At 66.7% G+C, this 19606-nt stretch carries 18 protein-coding genes and 1 tRNA gene; 13 read left to right on the forward strand and 6 right to left on the reverse strand.

The features are described 5' to 3' along the window. Positions 1-101 precede the first annotated feature (101 nt). The 3 genes from ORI27_RS14200 to orn all read right to left on the reverse strand — a co-directional run bounded on the left by ORI27_RS14200 (position 102) and on the right by orn (position 2317). On the reverse strand, positions 102-1382 hold the full coding sequence (locus ORI27_RS14200) for a hypothetical protein (RefSeq protein WP_265997518.1): 1281 nt from the start codon (positions 1380-1382) through the stop codon (positions 102-104). Positions 1383-1564: 182 nt separating this feature from the next. Next, positions 1565-1637 (reverse strand) — tRNA-His (locus ORI27_RS14205). A 44-nt stretch (positions 1638-1681) separates the two neighbouring features. After that, positions 1682-2317, reverse strand: a complete 636-nt coding sequence (gene orn / locus ORI27_RS14210) for an oligoribonuclease (RefSeq protein ID WP_265997519.1) — start codon at positions 2315-2317, stop codon at positions 1682-1684. A gap of 75 nt (positions 2318-2392) precedes the next feature. Here orn and ORI27_RS14215 point away from each other — a divergent pair, with 75 nt between their 5' ends. Continuing rightward, a complete protein-coding gene (locus ORI27_RS14215; protein ID WP_265997521.1) occupies positions 2393-3967 on the forward strand; it encodes a helicase HerA-like domain-containing protein in 1575 nt (524 codons plus the stop codon). A gap of 84 nt (positions 3968-4051) precedes the next feature. Here the strand turns inward: ORI27_RS14215 and cmrA are convergent, their stop codons facing one another. Further along, entirely contained in the window at positions 4052-4858 is an 807-nt protein-coding gene (cmrA, locus tag ORI27_RS14220; protein WP_265997522.1) for a mycolate reductase, read from the reverse strand. Positions 4859-4932: 74 nt separating this feature from the next. On the opposite strand from cmrA, the gene ORI27_RS14225 reads away from it, so the two are divergent. Continuing rightward, on the forward strand, positions 4933-6255 hold the full coding sequence (locus tag ORI27_RS14225) for an MFS transporter (protein WP_265997523.1): 1323 nt from the start codon (positions 4933-4935) through the stop codon (positions 6253-6255). Here ORI27_RS14225 and ORI27_RS14230 read toward each other — a convergent pair. Beyond that, complete coding sequence (locus tag ORI27_RS14230) at positions 6252-7010, reverse strand: MmpS family transport accessory protein (protein ID WP_265997524.1); 759 nt, start codon at positions 7008-7010, stop codon at positions 6252-6254. The two genes, ORI27_RS14225 and ORI27_RS14230, sit on opposite strands and share 4 nt — an antisense overlap. Positions 7011-7159: 149 nt before the next feature. Here ORI27_RS14230 and ORI27_RS14235 point away from each other — a divergent pair, with 149 nt between their 5' ends. From ORI27_RS14235 to ORI27_RS14245, 3 genes are all read left to right on the forward strand, one after another. Then, positions 7160-9034, forward strand: a complete 1875-nt coding sequence (locus ORI27_RS14235) for an alpha/beta hydrolase family protein (RefSeq protein WP_265997595.1) — start codon at positions 7160-7162, stop codon at positions 9032-9034. A 61-nt stretch (positions 9035-9095) separates the two neighbouring features. Continuing rightward, positions 9096-9305, forward strand: coding sequence for a hypothetical protein (locus ORI27_RS14240; protein ID WP_265997526.1), 210 nt, complete (start codon positions 9096-9098; stop codon positions 9303-9305). A gap of 40 nt (positions 9306-9345) precedes the next feature. Further along, positions 9346-9501, forward strand: coding sequence for a DUF6131 family protein (locus tag ORI27_RS14245; protein ID WP_265997527.1), 156 nt, complete (start codon positions 9346-9348; stop codon positions 9499-9501). Here the strand turns inward: ORI27_RS14245 and ORI27_RS14250 are convergent. Further along, positions 9489-10124, reverse strand: a complete 636-nt coding sequence (locus ORI27_RS14250) for an SACE_7040 family transcriptional regulator (RefSeq protein WP_265997596.1) — start codon at positions 10122-10124, stop codon at positions 9489-9491. The genes ORI27_RS14245 and ORI27_RS14250 overlap by 13 nt on opposite strands. Positions 10125-10222: 98 nt before the next feature. Here ORI27_RS14250 and ORI27_RS14255 point away from each other — a divergent pair, with 98 nt between their 5' ends. Genes ORI27_RS14255 through ORI27_RS14290 form a run of 8 tightly spaced genes read left to right on the forward strand, consistent with a single transcriptional unit; the run spans position 10223 to position 19514 of the window. Then, positions 10223-11773 carry a carboxyl transferase domain-containing protein gene (locus ORI27_RS14255; protein WP_265997528.1) on the forward strand — a complete coding sequence of 517 codons (1551 nt, stop codon included), beginning with the start codon at positions 10223-10225 and terminating at the stop codon, positions 11771-11773. Between the two features lie 2 nt (positions 11774-11775). Beyond that, positions 11776-13746 (forward strand): ATP-binding protein, encoded by a 1971-nt coding sequence (locus tag ORI27_RS14260; RefSeq protein WP_265997529.1) that lies wholly within the window; start codon positions 11776-11778, stop codon positions 13744-13746. 19 nt (positions 13747-13765) lie between these two features. Then, a complete protein-coding gene (locus ORI27_RS14265; protein ID WP_265997530.1) occupies positions 13766-14926 on the forward strand; it encodes an acyl-CoA dehydrogenase family protein in 1161 nt (386 codons plus the stop codon). Next, the gene (locus ORI27_RS14270) at positions 14927-15415 is read left to right on the forward strand and encodes a MaoC family dehydratase (RefSeq protein WP_265997531.1); all 489 of its coding nucleotides are present in this window, start codon (positions 14927-14929) and stop codon (positions 15413-15415) included. Next, the gene (locus ORI27_RS14275) at positions 15415-16233 is read left to right on the forward strand and encodes an HpcH/HpaI aldolase/citrate lyase family protein (RefSeq protein WP_265997532.1); all 819 of its coding nucleotides are present in this window, start codon (positions 15415-15417) and stop codon (positions 16231-16233) included. Before ORI27_RS14270 ends, ORI27_RS14275 begins: the two co-directional genes overlap by 1 nt. 59 nt (positions 16234-16292) lie before the next feature. After that, positions 16293-17342: a pyruvate dehydrogenase (acetyl-transferring) E1 component subunit alpha gene (gene pdhA / locus ORI27_RS14280; RefSeq protein WP_265997533.1), complete on the forward strand. Its 1050-nt coding sequence runs from the start codon at positions 16293-16295 to the stop codon at positions 17340-17342. A 10-nt stretch (positions 17343-17352) separates the two neighbouring features. Beyond that, positions 17353-18408 (forward strand): alpha-ketoacid dehydrogenase subunit beta, encoded by a 1056-nt coding sequence (locus ORI27_RS14285; protein WP_265997534.1) that lies wholly within the window; start codon positions 17353-17355, stop codon positions 18406-18408. Next, positions 18405-19514, forward strand: coding sequence for a dihydrolipoamide acetyltransferase family protein (locus tag ORI27_RS14290; protein WP_265997536.1), 1110 nt, complete (start codon positions 18405-18407; stop codon positions 19512-19514). The genes ORI27_RS14285 and ORI27_RS14290 overlap by 4 nt, the downstream gene beginning before the upstream one ends. Positions 19515-19606: the final 92 nt, after the last annotated feature.

Consider the following 19606-nt stretch of genomic DNA (forward strand, 5'->3'; position numbering starts at 1 on the left):
GGATTCCGCAGGATAAGTGGCCTTATACCCACTTGACCGTACTTTGAACCGTGTGGGTTTGCCGATCGGCGCGAGGTGAGTTGCGTTACAGCGGCTGGGGGCTATTCGTACGTTTGCACGAAGGACAGCACGCGCGGCGACAGGTGCGGGGGCATCCAGGGCTCTTGCGACGCACCCGGAGCGGACTGCAACGCATCCAAGCCCTTTTGGCCGCCGAATCGATCGAGCAGTTGCCGCACGGCCGCGACGTCGTCGGCGACGTTGGGATACAGAATCCTGTCCAGCTGCCCCTGCAGCGAATTCACCTCGGGCTGAATCGCTTTGATCATGTCCAGCACGCTGGGATCGCGGCTCATCACCGTCAACTCGTCGCGCCCGAGCCACTGATTGGACTTGGTGAACTGCGCCATGTAGCCCCGATTCATGTGGACGGCGACCTCCGGCTCACCGTGCCGCCGAGGGGTGAACTCATATTTCACCGCTCGGCCGTCATCGCGTTGCAGTGGCTCGTGCAGCTCGCTGAGCCAGCGGTACTCGAACGACGACTGGATCATGTCGTCGAACAGTCTTTCAACCGCCTTGGCCTCCCCGCTGCCATGACCGAACGTCCGCGTCGCGGCCCTGACCGATTGCTCTCGATGGTTGCGCAGCGCGCCGGTCACGGCCAGCAGGGCCGATCTGATCCTGGCCGTGCGTTCTGACATGAGGTTCTCGTCGAATGTCGAGCCCCGGCTGGCCTGCAGATCGAGGACGATACTCGCCACGACGTCGGAAACGGCGTCGCTCTCATCGGTGATCCGCTGCAACGACTGCCGGTTCAGCATGCGCCGTAGCCGGTCGTAGGCCTCCCGATACCGCTTGTTCTCCGCGTCGGTGAGGGCACACACCTTGTCGAACACGATTCCGGCGTCCGAAATCGGCGCGGCGCCCGGTGCGGTGGTGGCCTGAAGACTTGTTACCAAAGCGGCACTCCGTGCCGCTATTTCGTCGGCCGCTGGCAAACCCTCTCGCAGCCATCGCGCCGATTGGTGCCGGAGTTTGCTCAGACAAGCTTTCAGCGACGAGTTCACGGCCGCGAGCGTCTTGCGATCTCGGGCGTCGGGCGTGCGGTAGTAGTCGAGCGTCGATGATGTCATGGCGTGTGCCACCGCGTTGAGGCCGCCGAGGGCAATCAGCGCGGCTGGGTTGGTTTCGGGCGGCGGATCTGCAGTGACAGCACTTTGCCAGATCTCCCAGGCATCGGCACAGAAGTCGAATGGATCGTCGGCGTCGATGGCGTCCAGTGCCGCGACGAAGGCATCCAGTCGGTCAGCCCAGACCTCGATGCACCGGGTCTGCTCAGCGAACTCATCGGGTCTGATTCTGAGCTGATCTTCGTCCATGTTTCAGCCCTCCCCAGCTAAGCCATGAAGCTTATTACCCGAGAGTAACCCCCAACCTAATAATTGTCCCGCTTAAGTGCGAGAATCAGATCGAATCCTTACCGTTTCGCTGTTCGGCCGCCCCAACGGTGACCTAAGGGCAAGAAAAAAGTCAGGCCCCGAAAACGGGGCCTGACCTGCCGGGTGGCTGACGGGACTCGAACCCGCGACAGCCAGGATCACAACCTGGTGCTCTACCAACTGAACTACAGCCACCATCGCTGGACGCCATCGCAAGGACGGCAGCAGCGTCGTCGATACTAGCCGCTCTGTGCCTCTGCGGCCGAATCCGCGTCGCCGGGGTGGTCGATCTCGGCGGCCGCGGTGGCGATCTCGCTGGTAGACGGCCCCGGCTGAGGCACGAAAGCGGTGCGTCGGTAGTACATCAGCTCGCGGATCGACTCCTGGATATCGGCCAGCGCCCGGTGCGCGAGACCCTTTTCCGGCTGGCCGTAGTAGATCCGCGGATACCAGCGTCGGCACAGCTCCTTGATCGAGCTGACGTCGATCATGCGGTAGTGCAGATAGGAGTCCAGCGTCGGCATGTCCCGGGCGATGAAACCGCGGTCGGTGGCGATCGAATTCCCGGCCAGCGGCGCGGTCTTAGCTTGCTTGACGTGGGTCCGGATGTAGTCCATGACGAGTTCCTCGGCGGCCGGCACGTCGATGGTCGACGCGCGGACCTCCTCGGTCAGCCCGGACCGGCTGTGCATCTGGGCGACCACCTCGATCATGCCGTCCAATGCTTCGTCGTCGGCGTGGATCACCACGTCGATGCCGTCCCCGAGGACGTTGAGCTCAGCGTCGGTGACCAGGGCGGCGATCTCGATGAGCTTGTCGGTCCGCAGGTCGAGGCCGGTCATCTCGCAGTCGATCCACACCAATTCTTCGCGCACAGCGCTCAACATTAAGCCCAGCGGGCCCAGTAGTGTCGTAGCGGCCATCACCTGAGCGACGACGGAGGTCGGTCGATGACGAGCGAATCGAGCGCGACTCCTGCCCAGCAGATCGCCGCCGGTTACGCGGTCACCGGCCCGGCGCTCGACCTCGGCTCGATCATCATCGACGGTGCAGTTCATCCGACCGCGCAGGTTCGGATCCCGCTGGCCATGATGAATCGCCACGGATTGGTCGCCGGGGCCACCGGGACGGGCAAGACGAAGTCGTTGCAGGTGATCGCTGAGCAACTCTCCGCCGCCGGGGTACCGGTGATGATGGCCGACGTCAAGGGTGACCTGTCGGGCCTGACGCGGCCGGGGGAACCCAGTGACCGAATCCTGCAACGAGCCAAGGACACCGGCTATGACAACTGGGCCGGGGCGCCGTTCCCCGTCGAGTTCCTGTCGCTGGGCACCGGCGGTCTCGGTGTCCCGGTGCGCGCCACGATCTCGGCATTCGGTCCCATTCTGCTATCTAAAGTGCTGGGGCTCAATCAAACTCAGGAATCGACCCTGGGTCTCATCTTCCACTGGGCCGATCAGCAGGGCCTTCCGCTGCTGGACCTGAAGGACCTCCGCTCGGTGATCACCTATCTCACCGGCGACGAGGGCAAGGAGACCCTCAAGACCATCGGCGGGGTCTCGCGGCAGACCGCGGGGGTCATCCTGCGGGCGCTGGTCAACCTCGAGGCCGATGGCGGTGACACGTTCTTCGGCGAGCCCGAACTCGACCCGGCTGATCTGCTGCGGGTCGACGCACAGGGTCGTGGCGTGATCACCCTGCTCGAGCTGGGCGACCAGGCTGCCCGGCCGGTGATGTTCTCGACGTTCTTGATGTGGGTCTTGGCCGACCTGTTCACCTTCCTGCCGGAAGTCGGTGACATCGACAAGCCCAAGTTGGTGTTCTTCTTCGACGAAGCCCATCTGCTGTTCACCGATGCATCCAAGGCATTCCTGCAGCAGGTGGAGCAGACCGTCAAACTCATCCGGTCCAAGGGCGTCGGCGTCTTCTTCTGCACCCAGCTGCCCACGGATGTGCCCACCAACGTGCTGTCCCAACTGGGTGCGCGCATCCAGCACGCGTTGCGGGCGTTCACGCCCGACGATGAGAAGGCGCTGTCCAAGACGGTGCGCACCTATCCCAAGACCCAGTTCTACGACCTGGCTACCGATTTGACCTCCCTGGGCATCGGCGAGGCCGTCGTCACGGTGCTCTCCGAACGTGGCGCGCCCACCCCGGTGGCGTGGACCCGGATGCGCCCGCCGCAGTCCTTGATGGACACCATCGGACCCGACGTCATCAAGGGCACCGCCGTGGCCAGCCCACTGTTCGCGAAGTACGGCCAGACCGTCGACCGCGAATCCGCCTACGAGATGCTGGCGTCGAGACTGGCGCCGCCGCCCGAGGAGCCGGTCGAGCTTCCGCCGCTGCCGCCGACCGGTATCGAGCTGCCGCCGATGCCCAAGCCCGAGAAGGCCGAGCCGGGCGTGCTCGACCAGGTGATGAACAGCCCGGCGTTCAAGAGCGCGATGCGCTCGGCGGGCACCGTGATCGGCCGCGAGATCACCCGCAGCATCTTCGGGACGGGACGCCGCCGGAGGCGCTAGGCACTAAGACGTCGAGATCGACGAAATGTTGGTGTTCACTCGCACTTTCGCTGCCAAATGTCGGTTTGGGCGAGAGGCGAGAGGTCAATCGCCGCCGAGCTTCTTGTAGACGGCGCCGACGATCGGTGTGACGATGGCGCGCGGTGCGTACCCGGAGGCCACCGACATCGCCTTGGACGTCACCCCGGGAACGACGCGCATCTTGTTGTGCGCCAACCCATCCAGCGAGATCCGCGCCGTGTATTCGGTGTTGATCCACAGGAAGTCGGGAATCAGCCGTTCCACCAGTGACTGCTCGGCGTGGTCGGGCAGCTCGGTGCGCACCGGCCCGGGCGCCAGGAGCGTCACATGAACACCCGAGCCCTTCAGCTCGCCGCGCAGCGACTCGCTGAACGTGTTGGCGAACGCCTTGGTCGCCGCGTAGGTGGCGTTGTTGGGGATCGGGGAGTTTCCCGCCGCCGAGCCCGAGATCAGGATTCCGCCGGCCTTGCGGGCCAGCATCCCCGGCAGCACCGCCAACACCAGGTCGTGCACGCCGAGGACGTTGAGCTGAACCTGCGCCCGTTCGGCGGCCGGATCCAGGTTCGACACCGGTCCGAACGTGGCCGTGCCCGCGTTGGCGCACAGGATCGAGATATCGCGTCCGGCCAGTTCGTCGGCCAGCGCCGTCCGTGCCTGCGGGTCGGCGAGATCGACCGCCCGTACCTCGACGGTGACGCCGTAGCGCTCGGTCAGCCGTGACGCCAGCTCGTCCAGCACGTCGCCGCGGCGTGCGGTGATGATCAGGTGGTGGCCACGCGCGGCGAGTTCCGTGGCCAGCGCCTCACCGATGCCTTGAGAGGCGCCGGTGACGACGGCTCGGCTGTCCGGTGTGGGTGCGGGTACTGGCATGCGGCCATCGTAGAGGGGGGTAGATACGGCGGGCAGGAGCGGAGCGACTTGGGGAATTGGCTAGTCTGACCCGCATGAGCAGGCCCCCGTCGGTTGCCTCGACCGCCGGCCGGTCGAAGGTTCTGGCCTGGGCGCTCTGGGACTGCGGTTCCACCGGCATGAACGCCATCGTCGCGACCTTCGTCTTCTCGGTGTACCTGACCAGTACCGTCGGGCAGGGCCTGCCCGGTGGCACCTCGCCGGCCAGCTGGCTGGGCCGTGCTCTGGCGATCGCGGGCTTGACCGTCGCGGTTGTCGCCCCGCTGATCGGTGTACTGGTGCAGGCGCCCCACCGGCGCCGCGCCGCACTCATCATCCTGTCCGCCCTGGCTGCGGTCTCCACCACCGCGATGAGCCTGATCCGCGCCGAACCGGCCTACTTCGCGATGGGACTGGTGTTGCTCGCGTTCACCGCGGCGTGCGGTGACCTGGCCAGCGTGCCGTACAACGCGATGCTCCGGCAGCTCACCACCCCACAGAACTCGGGACGGATCTCGGGCATCGGTGCGGCGGCCGGGTACTTCGGCAGTGTCGTGCTCCTGATGGTCATCTTCACCATGTTCATCGTCGGCAGCGGCGCCGACCGCGGACTGCTCGGCATCCCCGTCGAGGACGGTCAGAACGTGCGCGCGGCGATGTTGATGGCGGCCGCATGGTTTGTCGTGCTCGCGCTGCCGCTGCTGATCACCGCCCACGCCCTGGCGCCGGCGCCGGAGCCGGAGCCGCTGGCCGCCGTCGGTCTGCTCGGTGGCTATCGACGACTGTGGAACGATCTGCGGGGCGAGTGGCGGCGTGACCGCAACCTGGTCTACTACCTGATCGTCAGCGCGATCTTCCGGGACGGGATTGCGGGGGTGTTCGCCTTCGGCGCGGTGCTCGGCGTCAGCGTCTACGGCATCTCGCCGGCCAACGTGCTGATCTTCGGGGTGATCGCCAGCACGATGGCCGCCCTCGGTGCGGTGCTCGGGGGTCATATCGACGACCGGATCGGGGGCAAGCCCGTGATCGTGGCCTCGCTGACGGCGATGATCGCCGTCGGCGTGACGCTACTGTCGCTGTCCGGGCCGGTCGTGTTCTGGGTGTGCGGGCTACTGCTGGCCTTCTGCGTCGGCCCCGTCACGACATCGGCGCGCACCGTGCTGTTGCGGATGGCCAGCCACGGTAAGGAGGGCGTCGCCTTCGGGCTCTACACCATGACCGGGCGGGCGGCGTCGTTCCTCGCGCCGTGGCTGTTCTTCGTATTCGTCGACGCCTTCCACGCAGACCGCGCCGGGCTGGGTGGGCTGTGCGTGGTACTGGCCGTCGGCCTGCTGGGCATGCTGGGCGTGAAGGTGCCCAATCACGCCCGAACTGGTTAGCCCGCGCCGGTGCAGATCGTCAGCCCGCGGCCGGTGCGCTCCCGCACCTGCGCGCCGTTGACCGAAACGCTGCAGGTCACATCGCGCCCGACATTGACCACGGCGACGCTGGCCGAGGTGCGGGCCGGGGCGGGCAGGCTGACCTCTTTGCTCCACGGAAGCATCACATTGAACTCGGTCTGCATCACACCGCCGGTGTCGACGTAGGTGATGTTGATCGCGCGGCCGTCGCCGGAGACGTTGTAGACGACGGTGTCGGTTCCGGTCGGGCTGGTGGTGCCCCCACCGGGCACCGTTGGCGTGCTCGGCGTACCGGTCGTCGTCGGCCCCGGGGACAGCGTCGTCGTCGGGATCGATGTGGTGGCACGGGGTACAGACGTCGTCTCGGACAACGGCGGTAGCGGCGCCACCACCGTCGTCTCCCGGGCCGAACTGGTCACGATCACCAGGGCGATCACCAACCCGACCACGAGCAGCACCGCCACGGCGGCGGCGATCCACAACCACTTGGGTGATTTGGGTGGGCCGGGCGGCGGTTGCGGCGGTTCGTTGGGCGGATAACCCCCGCCCTGGTGCCAGTAGGACGGCAGTTGTTCGGTGGGCTGCGCCGTCGGCGGCACGCCGTGTCCATAGCCGGGCGCCCCGTAGCCGGGTCCGTAATACTGACCGGAGTAGGCGGGATCGGAGTTCGGCGGATAGCCGCTGGTGGCCGACTGCGTCGGGTCAGACCACTCTGGTCGACGCGGATCGTTCATTCCCACCTCACGGTTGCCCAGGCTACCCGTGCGTGGCAGCCTCCGGTCGAATGCCTATTGCTCAGCACCGTGTTTACCACCGGTCGGCGGTGTGGAACGTGTTACGGGGTAAGTGGTGACCACCCAGGCCCCGAGAAAGTGAGGTGGCGTTGGAGCCGGATGTACGCGCGACCTACGGCGCGTCCCTGTCGCCCGACGCGACGGCGTTCGCCCACATCGTCGACGACGGGGGATATCCGCGCGCTGTCCAACGGTTCCTGCGCGGCTGGCGGGCAAGTTCGTCTCGCGACGTCGAACTCCCGGTGCGGGGACCGGTCACCCGGGTCATCCATTCCGCCGACGGGCACTGGCTGGCCTGCCAGGTCGCCCCGGAGGGCGGCACCAGAAGCCAGATCTGGGTGGTGACCACCGACCCCGACGACCGGATGGCCCGCCGCATCGACGGGATGGGCGAGGATTTCATGGCGGGCACCGCTGAGCTCATCGCCTGGGACGGCACCCAGGTCTGCGCCATCCTCACTGGTGAGGACGGTATCGGCCAGTCCAGCCTGATCGACCCGGAAGACGGCTACGTGACGGTGCTGGATCGCCGGACCGGCGGCCGGCTCGTCGACGCCTGGGCCGGCTCGGCGCTGATTCGGGTCGGCCCCCGCGGCTACCGCGAGCTGATCATGCTGACGGGTTCGACCGAAGTCGCGCTGCTGCCGTCCGATCCCGGTTCGTCGACCGATATGGGCGTGATACTGGACGACCATCATCCGCGGCGGCTGCGATCGGGACCGGACGGCGAGGAGACCACGCTGTATCACCCGGCGTACACCTACGGTCGGGACTTCGTCGGAGGCTATGTTCGCGCGCTGATCCGCAGCGACAACGGCGCATCGCACAGTCGTCTGCTCGAGGTCACCGTCACCCCCGACGGGGTGGTCTACCACGTGGCCGCCGAGCGTCCAGGGTACGACCTCGACGAGTTCGTGGTGAGTGACGACCTGTCTACCGTCGCGCTGCTGTGGAACATCAACGGCTGCAGCGAATTACAGGTACTCGAGTACGCCGACCGCACGCTCACCGAACCAATCCCGTTACCCAATCTGGTCGCCGGTGAACTGTCCATCAGCGCGGGTGGGTCGATGGTGGCGATGACGGTGCAGGGATCCGATTTGCCGCGCACCGTCGAGCTCGTCGACCCGCGGTCGCGGGAGTGGGAGCGCATCGACCGTAAGCCCAGCATCGGCCCGGTCTCGTCTCGCCCGAGACTGCACACCGTGACTGCACGCGACGGCCGTTCGCTGTCCGGCTGGCTGTATTGTCCGCCGCCCGGTGTGGAGCAGGCTGGAACGATGATCTACCTGCACGGTGGCCCGGAGGGCCAGGCCCGGCCCTCGCACAGCGAGATCTTTCCCGGTTTGCTCGACGAGGGGATTGCGGTATTCACCCCGAACGTGCGGGGTTCGGGGGGGCAAGGTCGGGAATTTGTTCATGCCGACGACAAGGAGAAGCGGTTCGGGGCCATTGACGACGTGGCCGACTGCGCTCGCTATCTGGTTTCGCACGGGCTGGCCGATAAAGGCCGGATCGCCTGTGCGGGTTGGTCTTACGGCGGCTACCTGACGATGGCCGCGTTGACCTTCCATCCGGAGCTCTTTGTCGCCGGGGTCAGTATCTGCGGAATGAGCGATCTGCTCACCTTCTACCGCAACACCGAGCCGTGGATCGCGACGGCTTCCTACCCCGAATACGGTCATCCCATCGCGGACCGCGAGCTACTCGAGGAGCTCTCGCCACTGCGACGAGTGGATGCGCTGGTCGCCCCGCTGCTGGTGGTGCACGGTGGCACCGACACCAACGTTCCGGTCAGCGAATCCGAGCAGATCGTCGAGGCGCTGCGGGCGCGCGGCCGCACCGTGCGCTATCTGCTGTTCGACGATGACGGGCACGAAATCGTCAAACGCGAAAACCATGCCGCACTGGCCCGGGCGGTGGCGGACTGGCTGGCCGCGGCCTTTGATCGCGATCATGTTTAGGAAACTTTCGGGCGGGTAAAACCTTGTGCGCCAAGTGTTGCGGACGTCAAGGAGGATCCCCATGGGAGGCCGCCGAGTTCTAGGCGTGATCGTGATCGTGTGGCTGCTGATCGGAGTTTTCGCCACCTGGCAGCGCGGTTACTTCTCCAACAGCCAAACCAACTGCGCTACCGCGGGCTCCATTGCTCTGACGGTGGTGGCAGGGCCGCTCAACTATGCGGGAGTCAATCCCACCGTCGCGAGCTGCAACCTGCCGCAACCCAGCCAGTAGCGATGAAAGTAGTTCAGCAAAAGACTATCTGGAGGAAGCGATGATCGTTCTCGGAGCAATCCTGCTCATCCTGGGATTCGTTCTCAATATTCCGATCCTGTGGACCATCGGCGTGATCCTGCTGGTGGTCGGTGCGGTCCTGTGGCTGCTCGGCAGCATCGGGCGCCCGGTCGGCGGCCGGCGCTACTGGTATTGACCGACGCCGCCGCTGGCATGGTGGTCGGCGGAGGACAACGCCGCTACCGTCATGGCCCGTAGGACATCGCGTGAACGCCCCGGGTCGGCCGATCTGGCCGCCAGGGGCTTCATGCTGTGTGGGGTCGAGTTGAGCAGGCCGAACACCGCGTGCGCCATCAGCCGGGCGTCGGCCTCATCGAGGTCGGGACGTACCTCGCGCTGCACCGCGACCCAGATTTCGACGTAGCTGCGCTGTGCGCGCCGGACCTGACGCTGCGCCGTGACCGGGAGGTGCGCGAGGTCACGGTCCTGGATGCGGATGAGGTCGGACTCACCCAGTGCGAAGTCGAGGTGAAATTCGATCAGGCCGGACAGCGCCGCGGCGGGATCACCCGCCTCGGCGACCACCGCCCGCGCGCCGGCCAGCAGTCGGGTGCTGATGCCGACCAGGAGTTCGACCAGGAGCGCTTCCTTGTTGGGGAAGTGCCGGTAGATCGCCGGGCCGCTGACCCCGGCTGCGGCGCCGATGTCCTCGAGGCGAACGGCCTGGAAGCCCTTGTCCGCCATCAACCGTTCCGCGGCCGCCAGCAAGGCAGAACGGCGATCCGACTTCTGCCTGCTTCGACGGGTGGGAGTGTCGATGGGAGCTCTCCGGGAACGGGTCTGGACGTTTCGGTTAATCTTCACTAACGTTACACGAGTTAGTCGTCATTAACTCAATTCGCGACGGGACTTCGACCATGGCATCACCGGCCGTCAACCGCGAAGCGCATCTGCAGCTCGTCGAGCAGTTGCGCGGCAAGCTGGCTGCGGCGGCACTCGGGGGGCCGGAGCGCGCGCGCGAGCGACACGTTGCCCGCGGCAAGCTCCTGCCGCGCGACCGGGTGGACGGGCTGCTGGATCCCGGTAGCGCTCTGCTGGAGGTCGCTCCCTTGGCCGCCGACGGTATGTACGACGACGAGTGTCCGGCGGCCGGCATCATCACCGGCATCGGGCGGGTATCGGGACGGGAGTGCATGATCGTCGCCAACGACGCGACGGTCAAAGGCGGCACCTACTACCCGGTGACGGTGAAAAAACACCTGCGTGCCCAGGAAATCGCGCTGGAGAACCGGCTGCCGTGCGTCTACCTCGTCGACTCCGGCGGCGCGTTCCTGCCCCGCCAGGACGAAGTGTTTCCCGATCGCGACCACTTCGGCCGCATCTTCTACAACCAGGCCACGATGAGCGCGGCGGGCATCCCGCAGATCGCGGCCGTGCTGGGCTCCTGCACCGCCGGCGGCGCCTACGTTCCCGCGATGAGCGACGAGGCCGTCATCGTGCGTAACCAGGGCACGATCTTCCTGGGTGGCCCACCGCTGGTGAAGGCCGCCACCGGCGAAGTGGTGACCGCCGAGGAACTGGGCGGGGGCGACCTGCACTCCAAGACCTCCGGCGTCACCGACCACCTGGCCCATGACGACCGCGACGCACTGCGCATCGTCCGCCGGATCATCGCCACGCTCGGCCCGCGGGAACCACGGCCGTGGGACGTGCGACCCGTTGTCGACGCGGTCGTCGACCAGCATGAGCTCTACGACGTCGTGCCGGTCGATGCCCGGGTTCCCTACGATGTGCACGAGGTGATCACCCGCATCGTCGACGGCGGTGAATTCAGTGAGTTCAAGGCCGAATACGGCACCACCCTGGTCACCGGTTTCGCCCACATCCACGGCCATCCGGTCGGCATCGTCGCCAACAACGGCGTGCTGTTCGGTGAATCCGCCCTCAAAGGAGCACATTTCATCGAGCTCTGTGACAAGCGGATGGTGCCGCTGGTGTTTCTGCAGAACATCACCGGGTTCATGGTCGGCCGCGACTACGAGGCCGGCGGCATCGCCAAGCACGGCGCGAAGATGGTGACGGCGGTGGCCTGCGCGCGGGTACCCAAGCTGACGGTCGTCATCGGCGGCTCGTATGGCGCCGGCAACTATTCGATGTGCGGGCGGGCCTATTCGCCGCGGTTCCTCTGGATGTGGCCCAACGCCCGGATCTCGGTGATGGGCGGAGAGCAGGCGGCCTCGGTGTTGGCCACGGTGCGTGGCGAGATGACGCCGCAGGAAGAGGATGCCTTCAAGGCGCCGATCCGCGCGCAATACGAACATCAGGGCAACCCGTACTACTCGACCGCGCGGCTGTGGGACGACGGAGTCATCGACCCCGCCGACACCAGAACTGTTCTGGGTCTGGCATTGTCGGTAACCGCCAACGCTCCCGTCGAGGCCGTGTCCTACGGCGTCTTCAGGATGTGACGATGTTTACCAGTGTGCTAGTCGCCAATCGCGGTGAGATCGCCGTGCGGGTCATCCGCACCCTCAAGGCGATGGGGATCGGATCGGTGGCCGTTTACAGCGACGCCGACGCCGGCGCCCGCCATGTCACCGAGGCCGACATCGCGGTGCGGATCGGACCTGCACCGGCGAGGCTGAGCTACCTCGACATCGATGCCGTCGTCGCCGCGGCGCTGCGCACCGGCGCCCAGGCCGTCCATCCCGGTTATGGTTTCCTCTCGGAGAATTCCGATTTCGCCGCGGCGCTGGAGCGGGCCGGGCTCGCGTTCATCGGGCCGCCGTCGGCCGCGATCCGCACGATGGGCGACAAGATCGCCGCCAAGGCGGCGGTGTCGGCGTTCGGGGTTCCGGTGGTGCCGGGCATTGCCCGGCCCGGTTTGACCGACAACGAACTCATCGAGGCCGCAGCCGATATCGGTTATCCGATCCTGGTCAAACCGTCCGCGGGTGGCGGCGGTAAGGGCATGCGGCGCGTCGACGATGCCGCCGAGTTGCCGGCCGCGCTGGCCGCGGCCCGACGGGAATCCGGCGCGGCTTTCGGCGACGACACCCTGTTCCTCGAGCGATTCGTCCTGCGGCCCCGGCATATCGAGGTCCAGGTGCTCGCCGACCGTTTCGGGACTGTCGTGCATTTCGGGGAGCGTGAGTGCAGTCTGCAACGCCGCCATCAGAAGGTCATCGAGGAAGCGCCGTCCCCGCTGCTCGATGCCGGTACCCGCGCACGCATCGGTGCCGCCGCCTGTGACACTGCCCGCAGCGTCGACTACATCGGCGCGGGCACCGTCGAATTCATCGTCTCCGCCGACCAGCCCGACGAGTTCTTCTTCATGGAGATGAACACCCGGCTACAGGTCGAGCATCCGGTCACCGAGATGGTCACCGGATACGACCTCGTCGAGTGGCAGGTGCGGGTCGCGGCGGGGGAGAAGCTGGCGATCACCCAGGACGACATCTCGCTGGATGGGCACGCGATCGAGGCCCGGGTGTATGCCGAGGATCCCGCCGCCGGCTTCCTGCCCACCGGCGGCCCGGTGCTCGGGTTGCGCGAGCCCGCCGGTGACGGGATCCGGGTGGATTCCGGTCTGTCGCAAGGGATGACGATAGGCAGCGAGTACGACCCGATGTTGTCGAAGGTGATCGGCTTCGGGGCAGACCGCAGCGCCGCGTTGCGCACCCTCGACCGGGCGTTGTCGCAGACCGCGGTTTTGGGTGTGGGCACCAACGTGGAATTCCTGCGGTTCCTGCTGGCCGACGAGGATGTGGCTGCGGGACGGCTCGACACCGGGCTGATCGACCGTACTGTCTTTGCCGCTGAACCGGTAGGCGGCGAGGCGTTCATCGCCGCCGCGGCCTACCGTTGGCTGCAGCGGTGGCCGGTAGGGGTCACTGATCTGTGGGATGTGCCGTCGGGCTGGCGAATCGGAGCACCGGCGCCCACGAGCATTCGGCTGCGGGCCGGTGCCCACACCGACCACGTCCACATCACCGGGACGCCGGCCGCCGCGGTCGCTCACATCGAGGACGGTGAAAGCCGTTCGCTGTCAGCCCAGTTGGCCGGCGACGAGCTCGCCGTCACCATCGACGGTCTGCGCAGCACCTACACGGTGGCCGCCGACGGTCACCAGATCTGGCTGGCCGGCGCGGGCCGGACGGTGATGCTGGAGGAGGTGCGCGAAGCGCCGGTGCGCCCCGACGACGAGCACAGCGGCGACGCCGAACTCGTCAGTCCGATGCCGGGCTCGGTTGTCGCGATCGGTGTGTCCGACGGCGACGAGATCACCGCGGGCACGGTGGTGGTCGCCGTCGAAGCGATGAAGATGGAGCATTCGCTGACCGCGCCGGTCGACGGGGTGGTCGAACTGCACGTCGCGGTGGGCGATCAGGTCAAGGTGGGACAGCTGCTGGCCAAGGTCACGGCCGCCTCAGAAAAGTAAGAGCGGAGAAAGTGCGACAATGACTGACTTCCTATCCACGGGAACACTTCCCGACGAGTACGAGCAACTCGCCAAGACGGTGCGCGATTTCGCCCGCGCTGTGGTCGCCCCGGTGTCGGCCAAACACGATGCGGAACACAGCTTCCCGTATGAGGTGGTAGCCGGGATGGCCGAGATGGGCCTGTTCGGGTTGCCGTTCCCCGAGGAATACGGCGGCATGGGCGGCGACTATTTCGCCCTGTGTCTGGCGCTGGAGGAGCTCGGCAAGGTCGACCAGAGTGTCGCCATCACACTGGAGGCCGGGGTGTCGCTGGGTGCGATGCCGGTCTACCGGTTCGGCACCGAGGCGCAGAAGCAGGAATGGCTGCCGCAGCTGACCAGCGGCCGAGCACTCGGGGCGTTCGGCCTCACCGAGGCCGGCGGCGGCACCGATGCGGGGGCCACCAAGACCACCGCCCGGCTGGACGACGGGCACTGGGTGATCAACGGGTCCAAGCAGTTCATCACCAACTCGGGCACCGATATCACCCGGCTGGTCACCGTCACCGCCGTGACCGGTGGCGACGGCGACAACCGGGAGATCTCCTCGATCCTGGTACCGGTGCCCACACCGGGGTTCACCGCCGAGCCCGCCTACGACAAGGTCGGCTGGAACGCCTCGGACACCCATCCGCTGACCTTCTCCGATGTGCGGGTGCCAGCCGAGAACCTCCTTGGCCAGCCAGGTCGCGGCTATGCCAACTTCCTGCGGATCCTCGACGAGGGCCGGATCGCGATCGCGGCGCTGTCGACCGGCGCGGCACAAGGCTGTGTCGACGAGAGCGTGAAGTACGCCGCCGAGCGGGCCGCCTTCGGCCAGCCGATCGGGAAGTACCAGGCGATCGAGTTCAAGATCGCCCGTATGGAGGCCCGTGCCCATGCCGCCCGCACCGCCTACTACGACGCGGCGGCGCTGATGCTGGCCGGAAAGCCGTTCAAGAAGGAGGCGGCGATCGCCAAGATGATCGCCAGCGAGGCCGCCATGGACAATGCCCGTGACGCCACCCAGATTCACGGCGGCTACGGTTTCATGAACGAATACCCGGTGGCCCGGCACTACCGGGACAGCAAGATCCTCGAGATCGGTGAGGGGACAACCGAAGTGCAGCTGATGATCATCGCCCGGCAGATGGGACTGTAGGTGAGCGAGTCCTCCGAGGAGAAAGTCGTCGTCCAGCGCGGCTTGTGGTTCGAGGAGTTCGAGCTCGGGGTCCGTTACGTGCACGCCCCCGGCCGTACCATCACCGAAGCCGACAACGTCTTGTTCACCACGTTGACGATGAACACCCAGGCGCTGCACCTCGACGCGGCCTTCTCCGACGCACTGCCACCGTTCAACCAGCGGCTGGTGAACTCCATGTTCACCTTGTCCACCCTGGTCGGCCTTTCGGTGACCCAGCTGACGCAGGGCACCATCGTCGGCAACCTGGGATTCTCCGACATCGCGTTCCCCAAGCCGCTTTTCCACGGGGACACCATGTACGCCGAGACCGTCGTCACCGACAAACGCGAATCCAAGAGCCGCCCCGGTGAGGGGATCGTCACCTTCGCTCACACCGCGCGCAACCAGCACGGCGACATCGTCGCGACAGCCACCCGCAAGACCATGGTCAGGAAGAAGCCCGCCTGATGGCACTCGACAACCCCGGCCCCGCCTGGCTGTTCTGCCCCGCCGACCGCCCCGAGCGATTCGAGAAAGCCGCTGCGGCAGCCGATATCGTCATCCTCGACCTCGAAGACGGGGTTGCGGCCAAGGACCGGGACGCTGCCCGTGAGGCGCTGGTGGCAACCCAGCTCGATCCGGGCCGCACCGTGGTGCGCGTCAACCCGTCGACCACACCCGATCATCCGCGCGACCTCGCAGCGCTCGCACGCACGCCGTACACCACGGTGATGTTGGCCAAGACGGAATCCGCTGAACAGGTGGCCGCGTTGGCGCCGCTGGACGTTGTGGTGTTGGTCGAAACGCCCTTGGGCGCGCTCAATGTCGTCGAGTCCACCCGGGCGGACAACGCCCTGGCGGTCATGTGGGGCGCCGAGGATTTGTTCGCCGTTCTGGGTGGCACCGCCAACCGCTACCCGGACGGCTCCTACCGCGAAGTCGCCCGGCACGTGCGCTCGCAGAGCTTGCTGGCCGCCAAGGCGTACGGTCGGCTCGCGCTGGATTCGGTGTACCTCGACATCAAGAATCTGGACGGCCTGCGCGCCGAGGTCGACGACGCCGTCGCCGTGGGTTTCGACGCCAAAGTGGCCATCCACCCTAGCCAGCTCGCGGTGATCAGGGAGGGCTACCTTCCCAGCGCTGAACAGGTAGGTTGGGCACGACACGTGCTCGAGGCGGCCCGCGATGAACGCGGTGTCTTCCAATTCGAGGGCATAATGGTGGATGCCCCGGTGCTTCGGCGAGCAGAGCGCATAGTCCAGCTGGCGCCCGACCCCGGCCGCTAGCTGGAGCCTGCTACAACAGGTTTGCTCCGACCGCCTCTGCACCGGTAGAGGAGGCGGTTATGGATCAACCGGTTCAACTCATCGGGCCCGACGGAACCGCGACGGCCGAAAGCCGATATCGCCGTGACCTGCCGCCGGAAACCCTTGCCTGGCTCTATGAGAATCTCGTGGTCACCCGGGATCTCGACGTCGAGTTCGTCAATCTTCAACGGCAGGGCGAGTTGGCCCTCTATGCCTCCTGCCGCGGCCAGGAGGCCGCACAGGTCGGCGCCGCGGCATGCCTGCGCAAGACCGATTGGCTGTTCCCGCAATTCCGGGAACTCGGTGTCTTTCTGGTTCGTGGCATCGCACCCGGGCAACTGGCCGCCGTCTGGCGCGGCAGCTGGCACGGAGGCCTGGATTTCACCGGCAAGTGCTGTGCACCCGTCGCCATTCCGATCGCCACCCACGCCCTGCACGCGGTCGGCGCGGCGATGGGTGCCCAACGGCTCGGTGAGAATTCGCTGACCGTCGCCTTCCTTGGTGATGGCGCCACCAGCGAGGGCGATTCGCACGAGGCGATGAACCTCGCCGCTGTCGAGAAGGTGCCGTGTGTCTTCTACATCCAGAACAATCAATGGGCGATTTCGGTGCCGGTGAGTCACCAATACGCGGCACCCACCATCGCGCACCGCGCCACTGGGTACGGGATGCCCGGAATCCGGGTGGACGGCAACGACGTCCTCGCCTGCTATGCGGTGATGACCGAAGCCGCGCAGCGGGCACGGGCCGGCGACGGACCCACGCTCATCGAAGCGGTCACCTATCGGATGGAGCCGCACACCACCTCCGACGACGCCACCCGGTACCGGAATGCCCGCGAACTGGAGGAATGGTCGGCGCGCGATCCGATCGCCCGGTACCGCACTTACCTGCAGCACGCCGGAGTCCTCAGCGAACGGCTGGAGAAAAGGGTGCAGGCGCGCTCGGCGCGACTGAAAACCGAACTTCGGGATGCGGTGGTCGGTGCCCCCGATCCGGATGTGGGTGAACTGTTCGACACCGTCTACGCCGAGATCACACCCGTGTTGTCGGTGCAACGTGCGCAACTGCGCGCCGAATTGGCATAGGAGGCATGAGATGACGCAGACCATCGACCGGCAGCCGATGCGCGGCGACGACGGCACACCGGATCCGGGCGGCCCCATCCTGACCGAGTTGCCGAGCGTCACCACGCTCACCATGGCACAGGCGATCAACCGGGCCCTACACGATGCCATGGCTTGCGACGAACGGGTACTGGTGTTCGGCGAAGACGTCGCCACCCTCGGCGGGGTGTTCCGCATCACCGAGGGGCTGACCGAAACCTTCGGTGAGCAAAGGTGTTTCGACACCCCGCTGGCCGAGTCGGCGATCATCGGTATTGCCGTAGGCCTGGCCATCCGCGGTTTCGTGCCGGTCCCGGAGATCCAGTTCGACGGCTTTTCCTACCCCGCCTTCGACCAGATGGTCAGCCACCTCGCCAAGTACCGGATGCGAACCCGTGGCCAGGTCGATATGCCCGTCACGGTCAGGATCCCGTCGTTCGGCGGCATCGGCGCGGTCGAGCACCACTCGGAATCTACCGAAACCTATTGGGTGCATACGGCTGGGCTGAAAGTCGTTGTGCCCTCAACCCCCTCGGATGCCTATTGGCTGCTTCGGCATGCGATCGCCGCCCGTGACCCGGTGATCTACCTGGAGCCCAAGCGACGATACTGGGGTCGCGAGGCCGTCGATCTCGCCGTCCCGGGCCCGCCGATCGGAAAGGCGACCGTCCGGCGCGCCGGCGACGACGTCACGGTGCTCACCTACGGCGGGTTGGTCGGAGCCGCGCTGAATGCGGCCGAACTCGCCGACTGGAGCCTGGAAGTCGTGGACCTTCGCTCGTTGAGCCCGCTGGATTTCGACACCGTCGCCGCGTCGGTCCGCAAGACCGGCCGCGCGGTCGTCATGCACGAGGGGCCGCGGACTCTCGGCTTCGGCGCCGAGCTCGCGGCGCGAATCTCCGAGGAGTTGTTCTACGACCTCGAGTCACCGGTGTTGCGCGCCACCGGATTCGACACTCCGTACCCGCCGGCACGGCTGGAGAAGGTCTGGCTACCGGGAGTGGACCGGCTACTGGACTGCGTCGAGAAAGCGATGCGTCGGCCATGAGCGACTTCCTGGTTCCGGACCTGGGTGAGGGCCTGGTGGACGCGACGATCACCGGGTGGGCCGTCAGCGTCGGCGATGTCGTCGAGCTCAACCAGGCGCTGTGCACGGTCGAGACCAACAAGGCCCAGGTCGAGATTCCCAGCCCGTACGCGGGACGGGTCTCCGAGCTCGGCGGCGCCGAGGGTGACACCCTGGCGGTGGGAACGCTGTTGGTGCGTATCGATACGGGGGATTCGCCGGCGCGCACCCCGGTGCTGGTCGGCTACGGCGTCGACGACGGCATGGACCGCAGCTGGAGACCCCGCGCGGCCCCCAAGGTGCGCAAGTTGGCGGCCGACCTTGCGGTGGATCTGCCGGGGCTACAACCAGGTTCGGGTGTCGGTGGGGTCATCACCCGCGACGACGTGTTGAACGCGGCTGGGACGCCCCGGCCGGCGCAGAGCGTGCCGGTGCGCGGAGTCCATGCCAGGATGGCGGCCCAGATGACCCTGTCACGCAGCCGGATCCCGGATGCGCATGCCAGCGTGCAGGTGGATTGCTCTGCGCTGCTGCGGCTTCGGGACGCCCTGGACATCACACCGTTCGTCCTGACGTTGCGCCTCCTGGTCATCGCGCTGAAGCGACATCCGCTGCTCAACGCGACATGGGTCGATTCCGAAGCCGGACCGGAGATTCGGCAGCATACCGACGTCCGGCTGGGGCTGGCGGTGGCCACCGAGCGCGGTTTGGTGGTGCCGGTGATCGATGCGGGAGAGGCTTCGACCCGACGCCTGGCCGAGGCCGTCGACGATGTGGTGGCGCAGGCACGGGCGGGCACACTGGCACCGACTCAGTTGAGCGGGTCGACGTTCACGGTGTCGAACTTCGGCGCGCTGGGGCTCGATGAGGGTGTTCCGGTGATCAACTATCCCGAGGCCGCGATTCTCGGCGTGGGTTCGTTGAAGCCGCGGGCCGTGGTGGTCGACGACGCCGTGGTCGCCAGGCCGACGATGACGCTGACGTGTGCGTTCGACCATCGCGTCGCCGACGGCGCCCAGGCCGCGGCATTCCTGACCGACCTGCGAGGGCTGATCGAAGCACCGGAGACGGCGCTGCTCGATCTCTGAGCCCTCGTGTTGGCCTCGCCGAGCGTGCGAGCTTCTGTCGACGAACCGGCTTGCGAACACCGACATCTCCCACGCTCGGCGGCACCGAGTTG

This window comes from Mycobacterium pinniadriaticum (assembly GCF_026242045.1).
Lineage (GTDB): Bacteria > Actinomycetota > Actinomycetes > Mycobacteriales > Mycobacteriaceae > Mycobacterium > Mycobacterium pinniadriaticum.

What these genes read in the sequence shown, in the direction of transcription:
- ORI27_RS14265 (WP_265997530.1), top strand. Translation starts at nt 13,766, where the DNA reads ATGACTGACTTCCTATCCACGGGAACACTTCCCGACGAGTACGAGCAA.
- ORI27_RS14275 (WP_265997532.1), top strand. Translation starts at nt 15,415, where the DNA reads ATGGCACTCGACAACCCCGGCCCCGCCTGGCTGTTCTGCCCCGCCGAC.
- ORI27_RS14225 (WP_265997523.1), top strand. Translation starts at nt 4,933, where the DNA reads ATGAGCAGGCCCCCGTCGGTTGCCTCGACCGCCGGCCGGTCGAAGGTT.
- ORI27_RS14260 (WP_265997529.1), top strand. Translation starts at nt 11,776, where the DNA reads ATGTTTACCAGTGTGCTAGTCGCCAATCGCGGTGAGATCGCCGTGCGG.
- cmrA (WP_265997522.1), bottom strand. Translation starts at nt 4,858, where the DNA reads ATGCCAGTACCCGCACCCACACCGGACAGCCGAGCCGTCGTCACCGGC.
- ORI27_RS14255 (WP_265997528.1), top strand. Translation starts at nt 10,223, where the DNA reads ATGGCATCACCGGCCGTCAACCGCGAAGCGCATCTGCAGCTCGTCGAG.
- ORI27_RS14240 (WP_265997526.1), top strand. Translation starts at nt 9,096, where the DNA reads ATGGGAGGCCGCCGAGTTCTAGGCGTGATCGTGATCGTGTGGCTGCTG.
- ORI27_RS14285 (WP_265997534.1), top strand. Translation starts at nt 17,353, where the DNA reads ATGACGCAGACCATCGACCGGCAGCCGATGCGCGGCGACGACGGCACA.
- ORI27_RS14245 (WP_265997527.1), top strand. Translation starts at nt 9,346, where the DNA reads ATGATCGTTCTCGGAGCAATCCTGCTCATCCTGGGATTCGTTCTCAAT.
- ORI27_RS14200 (WP_265997518.1), bottom strand. Translation starts at nt 1,382, where the DNA reads ATGGACGAAGATCAGCTCAGAATCAGACCCGATGAGTTCGCTGAGCAG.
- pdhA (WP_265997533.1), top strand. Translation starts at nt 16,293, where the DNA reads ATGGATCAACCGGTTCAACTCATCGGGCCCGACGGAACCGCGACGGCC.
- ORI27_RS14215 (WP_265997521.1), top strand. Translation starts at nt 2,393, where the DNA reads ATGACGAGCGAATCGAGCGCGACTCCTGCCCAGCAGATCGCCGCCGGT.
- ORI27_RS14290 (WP_265997536.1), top strand. Translation starts at nt 18,405, where the DNA reads ATGAGCGACTTCCTGGTTCCGGACCTGGGTGAGGGCCTGGTGGACGCG.
- ORI27_RS14230 (WP_265997524.1), bottom strand. Translation starts at nt 7,010, where the DNA reads ATGAACGATCCGCGTCGACCAGAGTGGTCTGACCCGACGCAGTCGGCC.